This window comes from Phaeobacter italicus (genome assembly GCF_019801785.1).
Lineage (GTDB): Bacteria > Pseudomonadota > Alphaproteobacteria > Rhodobacterales > Rhodobacteraceae > Phaeobacter > Phaeobacter italicus.
Genome location: NZ_JAHVIJ010000004.1, coordinates 1 through 17694, shown reverse-complemented (window position 1 = coordinate 17694; position 17694 = coordinate 1). Strand labels below are relative to the sequence as shown.

General features: G+C 61.5%; 12 protein-coding genes. 7 read left to right on the top strand and 5 right to left on the bottom strand.

Going from position 1 to position 17694, the window contains the following annotated elements; translation table 11 throughout:
* Positions 1–78: 78 nt before the first annotated feature.
* Positions 79–1557: a MocR-like pyridoxine biosynthesis transcription factor PdxR gene (gene pdxR, locus KUV39_RS10230; RefSeq protein ID WP_222459722.1), complete on the bottom strand. Its 1479-nt coding sequence runs from the start codon at positions 1555–1557 to the stop codon at positions 79–81.
* Between the two features lie 135 nt (positions 1558–1692).
* On the opposite strand from pdxR, the gene KUV39_RS10225 reads away from it, so the two are divergent.
* On the top strand, positions 1693–2010 hold the full coding sequence (locus KUV39_RS10225) for an ArsR/SmtB family transcription factor (protein WP_222459721.1): 318 nt from the start codon (positions 1693–1695) through the stop codon (positions 2008–2010).
* Positions 2003–3031, top strand: coding sequence for a permease (locus KUV39_RS10220; RefSeq protein ID WP_222459720.1), 1029 nt, complete (start codon positions 2003–2005; stop codon positions 3029–3031). Before KUV39_RS10225 ends, KUV39_RS10220 begins: the two co-directional genes overlap by 8 nt.
* A gap of 120 nt (positions 3032–3151) precedes the next feature.
* On the opposite strand, the gene KUV39_RS10215 is transcribed toward KUV39_RS10220, so the two are convergent.
* Together KUV39_RS10215 and KUV39_RS10210 are read right to left on the bottom strand one after the other, a co-directional pair.
* Positions 3152–3733 (bottom strand): GNAT family N-acetyltransferase, encoded by a 582-nt coding sequence (locus tag KUV39_RS10215; RefSeq protein WP_222459719.1) that lies wholly within the window; start codon positions 3731–3733, stop codon positions 3152–3154.
* A 141-nt stretch (positions 3734–3874) separates the two neighbouring features.
* Positions 3875–5272, bottom strand: coding sequence for an aminotransferase family protein (locus KUV39_RS10210; RefSeq protein ID WP_008562833.1), 1398 nt, complete (start codon positions 5270–5272; stop codon positions 3875–3877).
* Between the two features lie 322 nt (positions 5273–5594).
* Here KUV39_RS10210 and KUV39_RS10205 point away from each other — a divergent pair, with 322 nt between their 5' ends.
* From KUV39_RS10205 to KUV39_RS10185, 5 genes are all read left to right on the top strand, one after another.
* The gene (locus KUV39_RS10205; RefSeq protein WP_222459718.1) at positions 5595–6401 is read left to right on the top strand and encodes a beta-keto acid cleavage family enzyme; all 807 of its coding nucleotides are present in this window, start codon (positions 5595–5597) and stop codon (positions 6399–6401) included.
* Positions 6398–7729 carry an aspartate aminotransferase family protein gene (locus tag KUV39_RS10200; protein WP_222459717.1) on the top strand — a complete coding sequence of 444 codons (1332 nt, stop codon included), beginning with the start codon at positions 6398–6400 and terminating at the stop codon, positions 7727–7729. The genes KUV39_RS10205 and KUV39_RS10200 overlap by 4 nt, the downstream gene beginning before the upstream one ends.
* 194 nt (positions 7730–7923) lie before the next feature.
* Positions 7924–9393 (top strand): aminotransferase class V-fold PLP-dependent enzyme, encoded by a 1470-nt coding sequence (locus KUV39_RS10195; RefSeq protein ID WP_222459716.1) that lies wholly within the window; start codon positions 7924–7926, stop codon positions 9391–9393.
* Positions 9393–10172 carry a class II glutamine amidotransferase gene (locus tag KUV39_RS10190; RefSeq protein WP_222459715.1) on the top strand — a complete coding sequence of 260 codons (780 nt, stop codon included), beginning with the start codon at positions 9393–9395 and terminating at the stop codon, positions 10170–10172. Before KUV39_RS10195 ends, KUV39_RS10190 begins: the two co-directional genes overlap by 1 nt.
* 123 nt (positions 10173–10295) lie before the next feature.
* Entirely contained in the window at positions 10296–13511 is a 3216-nt protein-coding gene (locus tag KUV39_RS10185; protein ID WP_222459714.1) for a 2Fe-2S iron-sulfur cluster-binding protein, read from the top strand.
* A gap of 93 nt (positions 13512–13604) precedes the next feature.
* Here KUV39_RS10185 and KUV39_RS10180 read toward each other — a convergent pair whose 3' ends face one another.
* Complete coding sequence (locus tag KUV39_RS10180) at positions 13605–16181, bottom strand: HWE histidine kinase domain-containing protein (RefSeq protein ID WP_222459713.1); 2577 nt, start codon at positions 16179–16181, stop codon at positions 13605–13607.
* Between the two features lie 24 nt (positions 16182–16205).
* Positions 16206–16832, bottom strand: a complete 627-nt coding sequence (locus KUV39_RS10175; RefSeq protein ID WP_222459712.1) for a heme oxygenase-like domain-containing protein — start codon at positions 16830–16832, stop codon at positions 16206–16208.
* Between the last annotated feature and the right edge of the window lie 862 nt (positions 16833–17694).

Below are 17694 nucleotides of genomic sequence, written 5' to 3'. Positions count from 1 at the left end.
CTGGCGTTCGTGCCGGTGTCACGCGCGACTACTGGGCGACCCATCGCCGAAGGGGCGGCCTGCGAAAGGGGTGCTGGCTCAGGCGGTGATCGTGGTTTTTGCGGGGCGCAGCGCGTCTGCGAGCAGGGCGAGACCCGGTTCGATCCGGTTGGCAGGAATCGAAGAGTAGCCAAGCCGATAGTAATTCTGCTTGCGGTGCTCGGGTGCAAAGAAAGGCGCGCCGGGTTCGATGATGACGCTCTTTTCCTTGAGCCGCTGAGCCACCTCGGCGGTATCGATGCCGTCATCGGCGCGCATCCACAGAGAGGAGCCGCCGTAAACGCCGACCCCTGCGACGCTGAGGTCGTGCTGCTTTACCGCGTCTTCGATCACGCAGCGGCGATCGTGCAAGACCTTGGCCATGCGGCGGATCTGGGCGTCGTAGTGCCCAAGAGACAGGAAATAGGCCACCGTGCGCTGCACGTGGCCGGGGGGGTGGCGCAGCACATTGGCGCGCAGGGCGCGGGCCTGGCGGATGAAGGGTTTGGACCCCACCAGATAGCCAAGGCGCAGGCCCGGAAACAGCGATTTGGAAAAGCTGCCCACATAGACCACCCGCCCATCCGCATCGAGCGATTTCAGCGCAGGTGATGGCGCGCCGAGGAAGGACATTTCAAATTCATAGTCGTCTTCGACAATCACCGCATCAATGTCGCGGGCTCGGTCCAGCAGCTGTTTGCGCCGTGCCATCGGCATGGTGGCTGTGGTCGGGCTCTGGTGGCTGGGGGTGGTAAAGATGACATCGGTGTCCGCGCTGATGGTGTCGGGTGGCAGCCCGTCATGATCCACTGGCAGGCAGTCGATTTCGCAGCCGCGATAGACCAGCTGATCGCGCAGGGTGTAATAGGTCGGATCCTCAAGCGCGGCCTTGCGCCCCGGTCCCAGCAGAAGCTGCGCCACCAGCCAAAGCGCATTCTGCGCCCCAAGGGTGATCAGGATCTCCTCTGGCCGGGCAGAGATGCCGCGGCGGGGCAGGGTGTGGCGGGCGATATATTCCACCAGAAGCGGATCGTCCTGATCGAAGTAATCATTGGTGAGCGCGGCAAAGTCCTTTTGCCCCAGCGCGCGCAGGGCGCAGAGCCGCCAGTTGGCGTGGTCAAACAGCGAGGCATCGGCCTGACCGTAGATGAAGGGATAGCGGTAGTCGCGCCAGTCCTGCGGTTTGCGCGGCGTGTCGCCCCCGCAATAGCAGCCGACGATGGCCGATGACCAATCCACTGTATCGGCAGATTTCTGTGAGGGCGCATAGGTGGGCGGAACGGGTGCGTTTTCAGATACATAGTACCCAGACCGGCCCTTGGAGATCAGGTAGTCATTGGCCAGAAGCTCTGTGTAGGCGAGCGTCACGGTGATGCGGCTGATGCCCAGATGCGCGGCAAGTTTGCGCGAGGAAGGCAGTTTCTCTCCCACCCGCAGGCGGCCGGAGAGAATACCCTCGGCAATCATTTCCTGGATCTGCGCCTGCAGGGTGCCTTGCGCATCGGGGTTCAGAAAGAAGGTGTCGACAGAGATAGCCATGAACCACTGTAGGCTGGACATAAATGGGGTGCAATCTGGACTTACCTGTTTTTGACCTCTTGCGGGATGAATTTAAATCCATATAACTAGTTTTATCGAATCAATTAGGGCCAAGATGGGGCCAAGAGGTACGGTATGGACTGGGAACATGCGGCGGGTGGATTTGCGGCGATGGGGTCGGAGGCACGGCTGGCGGTTTTGCGCTGTCTGGTGCGCGCAGGTGAAGGCGGCTTGATGGTGCAGGATATTCAGGCCCGCACGGGGATTGCGCCCTCCACATTGGCCCATCACCTGAAACTCCTGGCGAGCGCGGGGCTGATCGTGCAGCGCAGGGAAGGGCGCAGCACCTACAACACCGCCGATTACGCCCAATTGAAACGGCTGGCGGCGTTCATCCTGGGTGAGTGCTGCGCGGATGCGCCGCCAGAGCAGGAGGCGGCAAACGATGGTTGATCTGACCCAAGCCCCCCGCCCCATTGGGTTTGTCCTGCGGGGGATCAAAACACCATGGGCGTTGTGCGTGGCGATCCTGCTGGCGGTGGCGGTTCTGGATCCCGCCAATCTGGCGGAGGTCATCCGCTTTGCCGGGGCGGCGTTGCTGCATACCGGGCGCTACATTCTGTTTGCGGTGCTGTTGTTGTCATATCTGAAGGCGACGGGGGCCGAGGTGATGGTGGCGCGCGCCTTTGAGGGGCGCGAAGTGCGGATGATCTTTCTGGCGGCGGTTTTTGGCGGGCTTGCTCCGTTTTGTTCCTGCGAGGTGATCCCGTTTATTGCCGGGCTCTTGGCGCTGGGGGCGCCTTTGTCTGCGGTGATGGCGTTCTGGCTGGCGTCTCCACTCATTGATCCGCCGACGCTGCTGATTACGGCTGGTGCGCTTGGCTGGCCCTTTGCCATTGGCAAGGCGGTGGCGGCAGTGGCGCTTGGGCTGTTTGGCGGCTTTGCCATCAAGGCGCTGCGCGGAGCCGGGGCCTTTGCCAGTCCGCTGAAACAGGCACCGCGCAGGGGCTGCTGTGGCTGTGGTACGCCAAGGGCGACAGCCCCGGTCTGGGCCTTTTGGCAGGACCCTGCACGGCGCAGTCAGTTCCGCCAGGAGTTTGTCAGCAACGGCCTGTTTCTGGTGAAATGGCTGACCTTGGCCTATGTGCTGGAGGCGCTCCTGGTGTCTTATGTTCCGGCGGATCTGATTGCCACTGTTGTGGGGGGAGAGGGCATTTTGCCCATCGTGATCGCCGCATTGGTGGGGATGCCTGCATACCTCAATTCCTATGTCGCGCCGCCGCTGCTGGCAGGGCTGATGGATCAGGGCATGAGCGCGGGCGCTGCAATGGCGTTCATGGTGGCGGGGGCGGTCAGTTCGATCCCGGCGATGGCGGCGGTCTGGTCCCTGGTCAAGCCGCAGGTCTTTGCCACCTATCTGGCGCTGGGGGTCACGGGGGCGATCCTGTCGGGGGTTCTGTTTCAGATGATCTAGCACATGCACGGCGCGTGCGGGCAGGGCTCCCGCCCGTAGCAGAGCAATCAGAGATTGCCCCGCGCCCGTTGGGCCAGGCGCCGCGCAGATGCGCGGCGCCTGGCCCAACGGGCGCGGGCGTTACCTGTCTGACAGATGCAGGAGATGGGCGCGGATTGTGGGCCATTCCGCGGCGGTGATCGAATAGACCGCAGTGTCGCGCAGGGTGCCGTTGGCCAGTATCATATGCGCCCGCAGGATCCCGTCCAGCTGCGCCCCGAGCCGTTCGATGGCGGCGCGGCTTTGGCGGTTGAGACGATGGGTGCGGAACTCTACCGCGATGGCATCCAGCGTCTCAAACGCATGGGTGAGCATCAGCCGTTTGCATTCCGTGTTGATCCCGCTGCGCTGCACCGATCTGCGATACCAGGTGGAGCCGATTTCCAATCGACGATTGGGCGCGTCGATATTCATGTAGGTGGTCATGCCCACCGCGCGCCCGCTGCGGTCGAGGATGGCAAAGGGGGCCATGCTGCCGCTGTCTTGCAGGGTGAGGCGGCGGGTGATCTCTGCACTGACATCCTGCGGGGCGGGGACGGTTGTGTACCACAGTTGATGCAGGTCGCCGTCGGCGGCGGCCTCTGCCAGATCGCTGGCGTGGTCTTGTGAAAGGGGGACGAGGGAGACGGTTTTACCGGTCAGGGAGAGCGGAGAAGCCCACATGATTGCGTGTCCTTGGTCGGAGGTGTTCGACCCAGAAATGCAAAAAAGGTGGCCCGTACATAAGGGCCACCTTTTGACTTTTTCATCAGGCCAGATGGCCCTTTCTGTCAGGTCCGATCTGTCAGACCCGGTGGGGAGATATCAGCCAAACACCTTGGTCAGGGCCACGTCCACCGCGTCGGTGATCTTGTCCACGTCTTCCGGCGTGACGATCAGCGCGGGGCTGAAGCACAGGGTGTTGTTCTTGCCCGGAATAGAGCGGTTGGTCACGCCGATGATGACGTTCTGGTTGCCACATTCAGCCACGACCGCCTGCGCCAGTTTCTCGTCTACCGGCTCTTTGGTTTCGCGGTCGACAACCAGTTCAGCGCCGAGGAACAGACCCTTGCCGCGCACATCACCGATGACCTGATGTTTCTCCATCAGCGCCTCGAGGTTGGATTTCATCCGCTCTCCCATGGCGATGCAGTTGTCGAGGAGGTTCTCGTCCTCGATGATCTGCATGTTGACCAGCGCCGCCGCCGGGCCTGCGGTGCAGCCACCAAAGGTGGAGATGTCGCGGAAGTAGTTCAGCGGATCGCTGGCGTCATCCTTGAACATGTTGAAGACCTCCTCGGTGGTGACGAGGCAGGCAATCGCTGCATAGCCGGAGGCAACACCCTTGGCCATGGTCACGAAATCGGGCTGGATGCCGTAGTGCTGGTAGCCAAACCAGGTGCCGGTGCGGCCGACGCCACAGACCACTTCGTCGATGTGCAACAGGATGTCGTACTGTTTGCAGATCTCCTGCACGCGCGGCCAATAGCCTTCGGGGGCCTCGATAACACCACCGCCTGCTGTCACCGGCTCAAGGCAGAGCGCGCCAACGGTGTCGGGGCCTTCGCGCAGGATGACCTCTTCGATCAGGTTGGCGGCGGCGATGCCGAATTCCTTGCCGGAGAGATGCTCCAGACCCAGTTCGTGCTTGCGGTATTCCATGCAGTGAGGAACCTTCACGAAATCGGGCGCGAAGGGGCCGTATTGCATGTTGCGCTCTTCCTGACCGCCTGCGGACATCGCCGCAAGGGTGGAGCCGTGGTAATCGCGGTCGCGGTACAGGATCTTGGTTTTCTTGCCGCCGTATTTCTTGTGCGCGATCTGGCGCACCATCTTGAAGGCCTTCTCGTTCGCCTCGGAGCCTGAGTTGTTGTAATAGACCCGGCTCATGCCCGGCATCTTCGAGATCAGCTTTTCTGCAAACAGCGCACCAGGGATGGAGCCTGCGGACTGGGCGAAATAGCAGAGCTTCATCAGCTGGTCGTAGACGGCTTTGCAGATTTCTTCGCGGCCATAACCCACGTTGACGGTCCAGACGCCGCCGGACACGGCATCAAGCCATTCCTTGCCGTTTTGATCCCAGACCCGCATGCCCTTGCCCTCGACGATGATGCGGGGGTCGTTTTCCTCAAAGGGTTTGTGCTGGATCAGGTGGTGCCAGACATTGGCCTTGTCGGCGGCGATGACGCGACTCAGATCGTTTTCGTTGAACGTGCCGTCCATGACATGTCCTTTCTCTCAATGTTTGAAAATGCGATCTGGCGCCGGCTTGGCCGGTCAGACTCGCCCTGTGGTTACGAAACGCTAAATACGGGGATTGCTCTAGGTCCAGTTGCATACGCGGTTTAGCGCCAGACGGGGTGGAACAGGCGGGCGGGCCAGGTCGGCAACGCTGGCATCCTTCTGTGGGTGGGCACAGATCCGGCGAGAGGCAAGAAAACATTTGTTCTGCGATTGGGTGATTGAGACGGGCCCAAAGGCGGCGCAGGGTGGGGGCGACGAATAGCGGACCCCTGTTTTCATGGGGCAATCACGGACCCGAGCAATGGCAGAGTTTGATTTGATGGTGGCCCCCAACGGGGCGCGGCGCAGCCCGGCGGATCATGCAGGTGTGCCGATCACGGCCGAACACCTGGCAGAAACCGCGGCGCGGTGTTTTGCCGCCGGGGCGCAGGCGATCCACCTGCATGTGCGCGATGGAGAGGGGCGGCATTCGCTGGATGCGGGGCGCTACCGCGAGGCAATGGCAGCGGTTGGCGAGGCGGCACCGGATATGGCGATCCAGATCACCACCGAAAGCGCAGGCATCTTTGGTGTTGGCGATCAACTGGCGTGCCTGGAGGCGTTGCGCCCGGCAGCGGCCTCTGTGTCGGTTCGCGAAATGGCGCGGGACTGGACACTGGCCGCGCGGGCCTATGCAATCTGCGCGGAGGCAGGGACAGAGGTGCAGCACATCCTTTATGGGCCGGAGTGTATTGCGCAGTTGCGTCAGGCCTATGGGCGCGGGGATATCCCGGCGCAGATGCGGTCGGCAATTTTTGTTCTGGGTCAATATGCGCCGCCGCGTCTGGCCGAGCCGGAAGAGCTGCGCCCGTTGCTGGATCAAACGGCTGATCTGGATCTGGACTGGGGGCTGTGCGCCTTTGGCCGACAGGAGCACGCCTGCCTGTTGGCGGGGCTTGAGGCCGGGGGGCGGCCGCGGATCGGTTTTGAAAACAATACCCAGGCTGCGGACGGATCGGAGTATCCTGACAATGGGGCCTCTGTTGCGGGCTTTGTCGCATTGGCCCGTGCTGCGGGGCACAGCCCGCGTGTGATATCTGTTTCTGGTGATCGAGGAGCCCAGTCATGAGCCATGTTTTTCCGCGCCACACCAAGGCCAATCTGCCCACTGCGGTTGCAGGTGAGGGCTGCTATCTGATCGATGCCGATGGCAAACGCTATTTTGACGGCTCGGGCGGGGCGGCGGTGTCCTGTCTGGGGCATTCCGACGCCGAGGTGATTGCCGCCGTGCAGGCACAGGTCGGCACGCTGGCCTTTGCCCATACCGGGTTCATGACGTCAGAACCGGCAGAGGCGCTGGCGGATCTGTTGATTTCGCAGGCGCCGGGGGATCTGGATCGGGTCTATTTCGTCTCTGGCGGGTCAGAGGCGACTGAGGCGGCGATCAAGCTGGCGCGGCAATACCATCTGGAGCGGGGCGACACCGCGCGCCGCCATGTGATCGCCCGGCGGCAAAGCTATCATGGCAACACGCTTGGCGCCCTTGCAGCGGGCGGCAATGAATGGCGGCGCCAGCAGTTTGCGCCGCTGCTGATTGATATTTCGCATATCGCGCCCTGCTATGAATATGTTGACCGGGGCGACGGCGAGAGCAGCTATGACTATGGTCAGCGCGTTGCCAATGAGCTGGAGGCAGAGATCCTGCGGCTTGGGCCTGAGACGGTCATGGCCTTCATGGCGGAGCCTGTGGTCGGGGCGACCTCTGGCGCGGTGCCGGCGGTTGAGGGGTATTTCAAACGCATCCGCGAGATCTGTGACCAATATGGCGTGTTGCTCATTCTCGATGAGGTGATGTGCGGCATGGGGCGGACAGGGCATCTGTTTGCCTGCGAGGCGGATGGCGTTGCGCCTGATATCCTGTGCATCGCCAAGGGGCTTGGGGCTGGTTATCAGCCGATTGGTGCGATGTTGTGCAGCCGTCAGATCTATGACGCGATTGAAGGTGGCAGCGGGTTTTTCCAGCACGGCCACACATATATCGGCCACCCGGTGGCGACGGCGGCGGCGCTTGCGGTGGTGCGGGCCCTGCTGGATCGCGGGTTGGTGCAGCGTAGCGCCGAGATGGGCGACAAACTGCACGCGGCCCTGGTTGCGCGGTTTGGTCAGCATCCGCATGTGGGCGATCTGCGCGGGCGTGGTCTGTTCCGCGGCATTGAGCTGGTGGCGGATCGCGACAGCAAGATGCCCTTTGATCCCGGGCTTGGCATTGCGGGCAGGCTGAAGAAAGCGGCCTTTGAAGCGGGGCTGATCTGCTACCCGATGGCGGGAACGCGCGACGGGCGCAATGGCGACCATATCCTGCTGGCGCCCCCCTTCATCCTGACAGAGGACCAGATCGGGGAAATCACCGACAAACTGGCAATTGCACTGGCGCAGGTGCTGCCCGATCACCCGTGATGGTCTGACCCAATGAATCGGCAGGTCACCCGATCATATGAGAGGGTGATTTGCCTGTATTGTGTCGTGTGATCTTGTTTTCAGGAAATCAGTGGTCATTCACTCGAAAATAGGTGGTTTGCACTCAGGTTTTGAAAACAAATCCTCGGCCCGGAGGGGGTAGTTATTGGTCAATAGCAATAAGGGCCGATCAAATGACCACCTTCTCTTCTCCTTCTGAGCTCCTTGATCGTTTCAGCGCGTCGCTGTCCGGGCCGGACTTTCTTGACCGTCTGCGCGCTGGTGTCATCGGTGAAGGCGCACCGCTGCCGGGGCCGAACGGGCCTTTGGCGATGATTTATGCCGATTACGTCGCCTCGGGTCGGGCGCTGCGGCAGGTGGAGGACTTTGTCCTGACCGAGGTGCTGCCCTATTACGCCAACAGCCATACCGAAGCGTCATACTGCGGCAGTTTCATGACCCGCCTGCGCACGGCCGCGCGGCAGCGGATCGCGCAGATCTGTGGTGCGGATGATCGATTTGCGACCGTGTTCACGGGATCGGGGGCGACGGCTGGGCTCAACCGGTTGGTGCATCTTCTTGGGGTGAGCGAGGCCGCTGCACAGGGCGCGCGCCCATTGGTTATCCTTGGCCCTTACGAGCATCACTCCAACATTCTGCCGTGGCGTGAAAGCGGTGCAGAGGTGGTCGAAGTGCCAGAAGCCCGGGATGGCGGCCCCGATATGGCCGCGCTTGAGGCGCTGTTGGCGGCGCAGACGGGTGGGGCGCGTCTGGTTGTGGGGGCGTTTTCGGCAGCCTCGAACGTGACCGGGATTGTGACCGACACCGACGCGGTCAGCCGCCTTCTGCGCCGGTATGGCGCGCGGGTGGTGTGGGACTATGCCGGCGGTGGCCCATATCTGCCGATGGACATGGGGGCAGGCACCGATGCGGAAAAGGACGCCATTGTTTTTTCCGCGCATAAATTTCTTGGCGGGCCTGGGGCGTCGGGGGTCATGATCCTGCGCAAGGCGGCAGTTGCCTGCACGCGTCCGACATTGCCGGGGGGTGGCACCGTTAAATTCGTGTCCCCCTGGCAGCATGACTACGCCGACAATCTGGCCGCGCGCGAAGAAGCCGGTACGCCGAATGTGGTGGGTGACATCCGCGCGGCGCTGTGTCTGTTGGTCAAGGAGGCGATGGGGGCTGCGTTCCTGCGCGACCGGCAGGAAGAGCTGCGCCAGCGGGCGTTGCGCGGTTGGGCCGATCTGGACAATCTGCATATCCTTGGCAATCCGGAGGCCCAGGACCGCTTGCCGATCTTTTCCTTCCAGCTGCGTGATCCGCAAACCGGAGAGCTGGTGCATCAGCAGCTGTTCACCCGGATGCTGTCGGACATCTACGGGGTGCAGGCGCGCGGTGGCTGTGCCTGTGCGGGGCCTTATGCCCATCGGTTGCTGGGCATTGACCAGCAGCAGTCCGACCAGATGCGGGCGGCCATTCTGGCGGGGCAGGAGATCGAGAAGCCGGGTTGGACGCGGCTCAATTTTTCCGCGTTGCTGAGTGATGAAAAGGCCGATGCGATCATCCAGGCCGTCCGGGCGCTGGCGCTGGATCCGGGCCGCTACAGTGCAGGTTACAGTGTGGATACAGCAACCGCGCGCTTTGCGCCGAAGGTGGCATAATGTGCCGTCTTCTCGCCTGGCAGGGGGCGCCCCGTTATCTTGAGGATCTGGTGTTTGTGCCTGAACATTCGCTGGTTCATCAGTGCCGCCATGCGCTGATCTGCAAGACACCGATCAATGCCGATGGGTTCGGTCTGGCCTGGTATTCGGAACGGGCAGAGCCCTGTCTGTACAAGGACACGCACCCGGCCTGGTCTGATCCGAACCTGGCCCAGCTGTCGCGTCACACCAAGACGGGGCTGTTTCTGGCCCATGTGCGCGCCTCGACCGGAACCGCGGTGTCGCGCAACAATTGCCATCCCTTTGCCAGTGGCAAATGGAGCTTTATGCACAATGGGCAGGCTGGCGGTCACATGCAGTTCCGCAAGCAGCTGGATATGCTGATCCCCGATCATGTCTATGACTGTCGCCTGGGTGGAACCGAGAGCGAGGCGATTTTTCTTATTGCGCTGGGTCTGGGGATGGATGCGGATCCGATTGGCGCCGTGGCGGCGGCTGTGCAGCAGGTGGAAACGATGTCTCGTGCCCACGGCACCACGCCGCATATGCGGTTTGGCGCCTGCTGGTCCGACGGAGAGCGCCTGTTTGCCGCGCGCTATGCCTCTGATCGCCACGCGCCGAGCCTGTATTATCGGGTCTATGACGAAGGGGTGATCGTCACATCCGAACCTCTGGACAGTGACAGCAGCCGGTGGGTCGAGGTGCAGCCCGGCTCTGCCTTGGTGGTCGAGGGGGGGTGCGTGCGCGAAGTTGCCTTTATGACGGCACTGGCGGCATAATATTGTATGTATTAAAAACAATTAGTTAGATTGTTTTTTGAGAAATTGGATGTTGGAGCCTATTCCAACCTCCGATTTCTGGGGTACATCTGTGGCAGCTTTCTCCTGCAATGGGATCCTGCCATGTCTCTTCGTCTGTTCTCTACCCGCACGCGCCCGATGCATCTGGGGCCGTTCCCGATGGAGCGATTGCAGCCGGGCGGGATGCCGGATCTTGCCGCGGTGCCGCGGTTCCAGCCACTGAACTTTCGCCGCCCGGATATGCCCGCCTCAATCGTCAATGCGATGGGTGAATATCAGGCGATGATGGATGCGATCCGTGACGGGCTGGTCAACAAGGCGCAGGCCGCGTGTCCAAGCGATCCGCAGGAACGGGCCGATCACATCAAGGCCTTTGGCTATTTCAGCGATGCGGCGATGGTGGGGATCGGGCCGATGCCTGCCTCTGCCCGGCTGGATGTGCCCTATCGCAACCCAGATATCGACCGGCTGGCCCATGATCTGAAAACGCGCCAGACCAAAACGCTGGCCTCTGGCATCGATATGATCATGGCCGATCTGCGGGACGCGATGGAGGCACCGCCGACCACCATTGGCGATCACACCCATTCGATTGTGTTTCTCTACGAGATGCCGCGCGACCCGCGCCCGGATGAGGCGGGATGTGACTGGCTGGACGGGGCAGAGCGGCACCGCGCCTGTCTGCGGGCCTCGGAAACGGCGGTGGTGCTGGCAAACTACATTCGCCTGCTGGGCTGGGACGCCAAGGCGCATACCGGGACGTCGGCGGATGTTGATCTCAACCAGCTGACCGTTGCGGCGGGGCTTGCCACGGTTGAGGATGGCAAGCTGGTGAACCCCTATCTGGGGACGCGGTTTGGCGTGGCGGTTGTGACCACCGATTTTGAAATGGCGCAGGACAAGCCGCTGCTGCCGCAGGATTTGCAGCCGGTTATGCAGGTCAAGGGGCCGAAGTGGTGGCTGGGGATCGGGTCGGAACGCTCAGCGCTGAATGGCGACCCCTTTGCTCACCGTGATTTCCGCGATGGGCCGCACCCGTTTGAGACGCTGAAACGGGTTGCGGACCCCACCACCTATATTGATGAGGCGCGGGTGGCGCGGGTGCCCAAACGCGCCGATATGTTTGCCCGCAGCCAGTTCGGTGACATGGGCAAGACCAACCAGCAGGCCGCAACCGGCGGGTTTTATGTGCGCAAGGCCGCGCCCTCTATGGCGCAACGGCGGATGCTGGGGGCGTTTGTGCTGCTGCAGGATGGCGCGCCGGCCCCGCAGGCGCCACGCCCGACGGATGCGGAACGCAACGCTGCCAACATCAAGGCGGCGAGCTATTGGCTGGGGATTGATGCGGTCGGAATCAGCCGCTGCCCGGAGTGGACCTGGTACAGCCATGACGCCACCGGCGCCGAAATCCACCCGGAGCATGATCAGGCGATTTCGATGATTGTCGATCAGGGTTTTGACACCACCGAGGGCACCTCTGGCGATGACTGGATTGCGGTGGCGCAGTCGATGCGGGCCTATCTGCGGTTTTCGCTGCTGGGCGGTGTCATCGCACGGCAGATCCGCAACCTTGGCTACAAGGCCAAGGCCCATACGGTGATGGACGGCGAGGTGTTGCAGCCGCCCTTGTTGCTGTTGTCTGGGCTGGGGGAGGTGAGCCGGATTGGCGAGGTGATCCTGAACCCCTTCCTTGGGCCGCGATTGAAGTCTGGGGTTGTGACCACCGACATGCCGATGGCCCATGACAAGCCGATTGATTTTGGCCTGCAGGCGTTTTGCGAGGCCTGCAACAAGTGCGCGCGCGAATGCCCTTCGGGGGCGATCACGGCCGGGCCGAAGCTGATGTTCAATGGCTATGAGATCTGGAAATCCGACAGCCAGAAATGCACCACCTATCGCATTACCACGCCGGGGGGCGCGATGTGTGGGCGGTGCATGAAGACCTGCCCCTGGAACCTGGAGGGGATATTCAAGGAAAAACCATTCCGTTGGGCGGCGATGAACATGCCTGCGGCGGCGCCTGCACTGGCCAAGCTGGACGATATGGTCGGCAATGGCGAGATGAACCCGGCCAAGAAATGGTGGTGGGATCTGGAGCTGGAAGACGACGGCGGCTATCGCCCGACGCGCCACCCGGTCAATGCGCGCGCGCTGCAAAAGGATCTGGATCTGCGCTATGAGGATCAGACGCTTGCGGTGTATCCCGCCCATCTGGCGCCGCATCCCTGGCCCTATCCGTTTCCGATGGATCGCGAGGCGGGCATCGAGGCCTATCAGGCAATGGTCACCGCCGAGGAATACAAGGCCCGTCGCGCCCGCGGGGAGAGCGGTGACTGGGATCACATCTATACCAATGACGGCGACAGCCCGGTCTTGCGGGTCGAGGTGTCACATGTCGAGGCGATGAGCGACGGAGTCACCAAATATGAGTTTCGGAGCCTTGATGGCAGCCCCTTGCCCGAATGGACGGCGGGCGCGCATCTGGACATTGTGGTCGCGCCGGAGTTCCTGCGCCAGTATTCCATGTCCGGGGATCCGGCGGATCGCTCGAAATATCAGATCGGTGTACTGCGCGAGGATCTGGGGCGAGGCGGTTCCAAACTGCTGCACCGGATTTTCACCAAGGGGCGGCGGGTCTTTATCTCCAAGCCGATCAACCATTTCCCGCTGGAGGAGGGCGCGCGCCGCAGTTTCCTGATGGGGGGCGGCATTGGCGTCACGCCGATGATTGCCATGGCCCATCGCTTGCATGCTCTGGGTCAGCCGTTTGAGCTGCATTATTCCGTCTCCTCCCGCAAGGATGCGGGGTATCTGGATGATCTGGCGGCAATGCCCTGGGCCGAACATGTGCATGTTCATGTGTCCGATGAGGGCAGCCGCGCGGATCTGGACCAGGTGCTGGCGGATTATCAGGACGGCTGGCACGTCTATACATGCGGGTCGGACCGCTACATGAGCGGTGTGATGGAGGCGGCAGAGCGGCAGGGGTTCCCGGAGGAGGCGCGCCATCTGGAGTATTTCTCGGTGCCGGAGGTGCCGGAGTATGAGAACCACGACTTTACCCTGAAGCTCGCGCGGTCCGGTCGCAGCCTGCATGTGCCAGCCGAGAAAACCGCGACGGACGTGTTGGCAGAGAACGGCATTCATATTGATGTGAAATGTTCCGACGGCATCTGCGGCGTGTGCAAATGCGGGCTGGTGTCAGGTGAGGTGGAGCACCGCGATTTTGTTCTGTCCAAGGCGCAGCGCAAAGAGGCGGTGATCCTGTGCCAATCCCGCGCGGCCGAAAAGGACGGGGTGATCGAGGTGGACCTGTAAGTCCGGCTTTGGCTGTGGGGCTGTCGCCCCCTGAGGGGTGTCAGGTAAGATGGCGGGAGAGGCGCGGGCATGTTCCACCCGCGCCTTTTTTCTTTAACTGTCTTTGCTTGCCAGTCTGTTCTGCGCGTCCATCAAGGCCTTGACCAATGTGCCCTCCGAGATCGGTTTTTGGACGATCGGGCAGGGGGGGTAGCCGCCGACCACATCCTTGGCATCCCCATAGCCGGTGGTCAGCACAAAGGGGACGCCGCGTTTTTGCAGCGCCTCGGCGACCGGGATCGATTGCTCGCTTCCCAGATTGACGTCGAGCACGGCGAAATCGAACTCTCCCGTCTCGAGTTCAGCCATTGCTTTCTTGACGTTGCTGGCAGTCTTCACCTCGAAGAACCCCATGTCTTCCATCATCGCAGAGAGATCCATCGCGATGATCAGGCTGTCCTCTACGATCAGGGCATTGCCGGTCAGGCGCGGTGCATCGCTGATCTTGGGCTCTTCCTGGGGGGTGACGGGGGCATCATCTGCGTAGACAAAGCAGTCAAGATAGCTGGCCGGAATGCGGAAATGCCCCTCAAACCCGGATGTCTTGTAGCTGATATCGGCATCGCCCTTCAGTTCGTGTGGGATCGAGTTTTCGACAATCAGGCTGCCAAAGCCCCGCCGTTCCGGGGGGATGACGGCTGGCCCACCGCGTTCGATCCAGTCAATGAGCAACGCGCCGCTGTCATCTTCGCTCAGCGTGATTTCAACGCGCCCCGCATCCGTGCCGAGCGCGCCATGCTTGACCGAGTTTGTGGTCAATTCATGCAAAACCAGCGCCAGCGTGGTGTAGGCGGTCGGGGTGATCAGCACATCAGGGCCGGTGATGTGCATTTTTGTGTCGCTCTGTTCGGCATAGGCCTCCAGCTCGCATTCGATCAGCGTGCGCAAAGAGGCAGGAACCCAGCGTTCGCTGGTCAGCTGGTCGTGGGCGCGGGCCAGTGAATGGATGCGCCCATCCAAGTTGTCGGTGAATTCCGACAATGTGCGCGCCGACCCTTTTGTCTGGCTGACGAGACCCCGCATCAAGTTCAGGATGTTGCGCACCCGGTGATTGAGCTCGGCAATGAGCAGCTGCTGCTGTTCCTGCGCCCGTTTTCTTTCGGCATTGGCCGCCTCTGTCACCTTGAGAAAAATCTCAAGCAGAACGGTCCGCAGCAGGTTGGCGGCATAGAGGTTCACATCACTCCAGGGGGAGCAACGCCATTCGACAGTTTCCTTCCAGACCTCAAAGCTCTTTCTCGGGGTGAGCCTGACCCCATTGGGCCCGATCGACATCGGTTTGGTCGGATCGCCCGCCCAACTGACCGTCTGGCTGATATTGCGGCGACACAGGACAAGATAGTCCCGTGGTCGTTTGGAAATCGGAATGGCGAGAATGCCTGCGCAGCGTTCCACATAATCCTGTGCGGGCGGATGAATGGTTTCCAGCTGATTGGTGGAAAACACGGTGCTGCCGATATTGCCATCCAGCATCCGCGCAAGGGCGCGTGTTTCCTCAAGCGTGGGGGTGGTGCCGGTGGTGTGAAATACCCCGTCGGAATACAGAACCAGCCCGTCATGGGGGATCACGTCCTGAATGTCGCGAGAGACGGAAAACAGGCTGTCTTCAAACGGTTGGCCATCCGCCATCATCGCCATCAGGCGGGTCTGCAGGCGGTTGATGTCCTTTTCCTCCCGCGCACGCTGAGAGGTTTCGTACTGCGACAGCTCATACGAGAAGATATGCGCAAACATCTCTACCGCGGTGCGGCGTTCGTAGTCGATATAGCGTGGGCTGTGGTGGTGGCAGGCAAACAGCCCCCAGAGTTCGCCATCCTTCATGATTGACACCGACATAGAGGCCTTGACCCCCATGTTGCGCAGATACTCCAGATGAATGGGCGAAACAGAGCGGGTGACCGACAGCGACAGGTCAAGCGGAGCACCATCCACCTTGAACGGCGGGTTGATGGCAGAGCCGGGATCGTCGACATCGGCGATCAGTCGCAGCAGCGAGCGTTTATAAAGAGCACGCGCCTGCACGGGAATATCAGAGGCAGGGAAAAACATGCCGTCATATTTGCTTTGCCCGTCCAGCCGTGCCTCGGCCAGCACCTGCCCGGAATGATCTGGCTGAAATTGATAGACCATCACACTGTCAAAGCCAGAAATCGCCTGCAGCCCCTGCGCAGCCCCGCGCGCCAGTGTCGCCAGTGCCCCATTGCGCTGCAGCTTGCTGAAATAGGGGTAAACCTCCGAGATGACATCACGTTGGCTGCCGCTTGTCTTGGGCTCAAACTCCAGAATCAGGTGTCGGCCGCTTTGATGGACGCTCACATCAAAGGACTGTGCCCTGTTCTTCAGCACCACCTTGAAGAACCGCAACGAGCTGTCGGGCTCCGACAGTTCCCCCAGGCTGCGGCGGATCCGGGTAAAGGCATCGGCCACGATAAATTCGCTGATCGGTCGCCCGATGGCGCTGGCAGCATCCACCCCCAGGATGTCCTTGAGATTGTCCGAGGCATGCTGCACCAGCCAGTCATCAGAGACAGCCACGAGGGCCCCGTAGGATTGCACCCGACCCAGCTGGTGGATCGGCTCGCGGTCGCAATTTGTCAAATCTGTTTGCGTCAGGGTGTGCTGGGCTGCCATTTCAGGGCCTTCGTATTGGTCACGTCAAAGAATGGGTTGAATATCTGTGCCGATCATAATCGGATTGGCGCGCGCTGCGGCGTAAAAAAACGAAAATCCGGTCCGCGTATCGTCAATCAACCGTTTAGCGCGCAGGCTGTCTGCGGGGATTGCGTCCAGTTCACGGCAGCTTTGCTGCCACATGTCCTTGTGCGGGCGAGGGGCGAAATAGGCAGGCAGCGGGTCATCTGCCTCTTCCATCAACCTGCGGCGCAGCACCTCGGTGCCAAGGCGAGAGCCCAGCACAAGATAGTCGATCGCCAGCCCGTCCAGGTCGCGGCCCGTCTGCGCGCCATGGCCCGCGACCGGCGCCGGGTGCCACCCCCGGTCGGCACAGTCCTGTTCAAGTGCCTTCAACAGATCGCCAATCAACGCCTCTGCCTGCGCGCCAGAACGGCCCGCCAGTGCATAAAGCGGGCGCAGCGCCACCAGCTGACATCCCAGAAACCAGCTGAGATGCTGCGCAGGCGCGGCATGAAACGGGGCAAAGGCGGCCTCTGCTGCATCATGCTCGCCGCGGGTTGCCCGCCGCAGCTCCATACGCAGGCCAGCTGTCTGCGCGCCAGTGGCCTTTGGGGGGGCAGGGGGGGCAATTTCCCCGTTTGTGATCATCGCGCCCAATGTCCTTGAATGCGGCCCGCCTGCGGGTTTTGCCTGGCGGGAATGAATGTAACGGCTCCGGCCCAGAACAGAAAACAGGGCCGGGTCCTGGTGGCAGGGCCGTGTATGGGCCTTGCCGTGATCAAAATTCGGCCCGCCTGATCCCCCACTGATCCGCCTCTGGCCTCCCTTGGGCAAACCGCTCCCTTCGGTCAAAGCCGGTCAGTCATAGCTGATGTGGCGCCGCGGTCAGGTGCAATCTGGCAACCTCGTCTATCGGGGTCACAGCCTGCATCACGGCAATGACGGTCCCATGACAGACTTCATAAGACAATAGTTTCCAATACCTATACCGCAAACCCGGTTTTGCGGTGATTTTGCGTAAATCCCCCAAGCCTTCGTGGCCGCTCAGCCCGGGATCCCGGTCCCTTGGTGGCGAGTCGATGCTGGACGCAGTGACCGACTCGCCCGCCCCGAGTCGCGCCGATTAGTGGAAAAGCTGCACATATACCCTATATATAGTAGGGCGGTGCCTCACCGACTGAAGCCACGCCCTGTGGGTAACTCGCAAAGACCAATCAAGGCCTGGGTGAGACGATCTAAGTGGGTGTATAACTCTTTGTTTTTGCGTCTATTTTCAGAATTTTTGGAAAAAGTCTGATTTCTGTTCATTTTCGGGTTGCGGGTGTTTGTTGTTTTACTTAGAACCCCCTTCACCGGCGGCGCTGAGGCGCTTGACGGTGTGCCGGACGGAACGGCGGGACGGACCTTGAGGTCGGAACTGCGGTGAAGCGAGGTTGATATTTGAGGGAATGATCGGCGGGTTGCACCGGGAAGTTAGGGTGCACCGGTTGGTTTTTGTCTCTGGGTCTTT

Excerpts from the sequence above, each read along its gene's own strand:
- KUV39_RS10205 (WP_222459718.1), top strand. The coding sequence starts at position 5,595 with ATGGCAGAGTTTGATTTGATGGTGGCCCCCAACGGGGCGCGGCGCAGC.
- KUV39_RS10180 (WP_222459713.1), bottom strand. The coding sequence starts at position 16,181 with ATGGCAGCCCAGCACACCCTGACGCAAACAGATTTGACAAATTGCGAC.
- KUV39_RS10225 (WP_222459721.1), top strand. The coding sequence starts at position 1,693 with ATGGACTGGGAACATGCGGCGGGTGGATTTGCGGCGATGGGGTCGGAG.
- KUV39_RS10185 (WP_222459714.1), top strand. The coding sequence starts at position 10,296 with ATGTCTCTTCGTCTGTTCTCTACCCGCACGCGCCCGATGCATCTGGGG.
- KUV39_RS10195 (WP_222459716.1), top strand. The coding sequence starts at position 7,924 with ATGACCACCTTCTCTTCTCCTTCTGAGCTCCTTGATCGTTTCAGCGCG.
- pdxR (WP_222459722.1), bottom strand. The coding sequence starts at position 1,557 with ATGGCTATCTCTGTCGACACCTTCTTTCTGAACCCCGATGCGCAAGGC.
- KUV39_RS10190 (WP_222459715.1), top strand. The coding sequence starts at position 9,393 with ATGTGCCGTCTTCTCGCCTGGCAGGGGGCGCCCCGTTATCTTGAGGAT.
- KUV39_RS10220 (WP_222459720.1), top strand. The coding sequence starts at position 2,003 with ATGGTTGATCTGACCCAAGCCCCCCGCCCCATTGGGTTTGTCCTGCGG.
- KUV39_RS10210 (WP_008562833.1), bottom strand. The coding sequence starts at position 5,272 with ATGGACGGCACGTTCAACGAAAACGATCTGAGTCGCGTCATCGCCGCC.
- KUV39_RS10215 (WP_222459719.1), bottom strand. The coding sequence starts at position 3,733 with ATGTGGGCTTCTCCGCTCTCCCTGACCGGTAAAACCGTCTCCCTCGTC.
- KUV39_RS10200 (WP_222459717.1), top strand. The coding sequence starts at position 6,398 with ATGAGCCATGTTTTTCCGCGCCACACCAAGGCCAATCTGCCCACTGCG.
- KUV39_RS10175 (WP_222459712.1), bottom strand. The coding sequence starts at position 16,832 with ATGATCACAAACGGGGAAATTGCCCCCCCTGCCCCCCCAAAGGCCACT.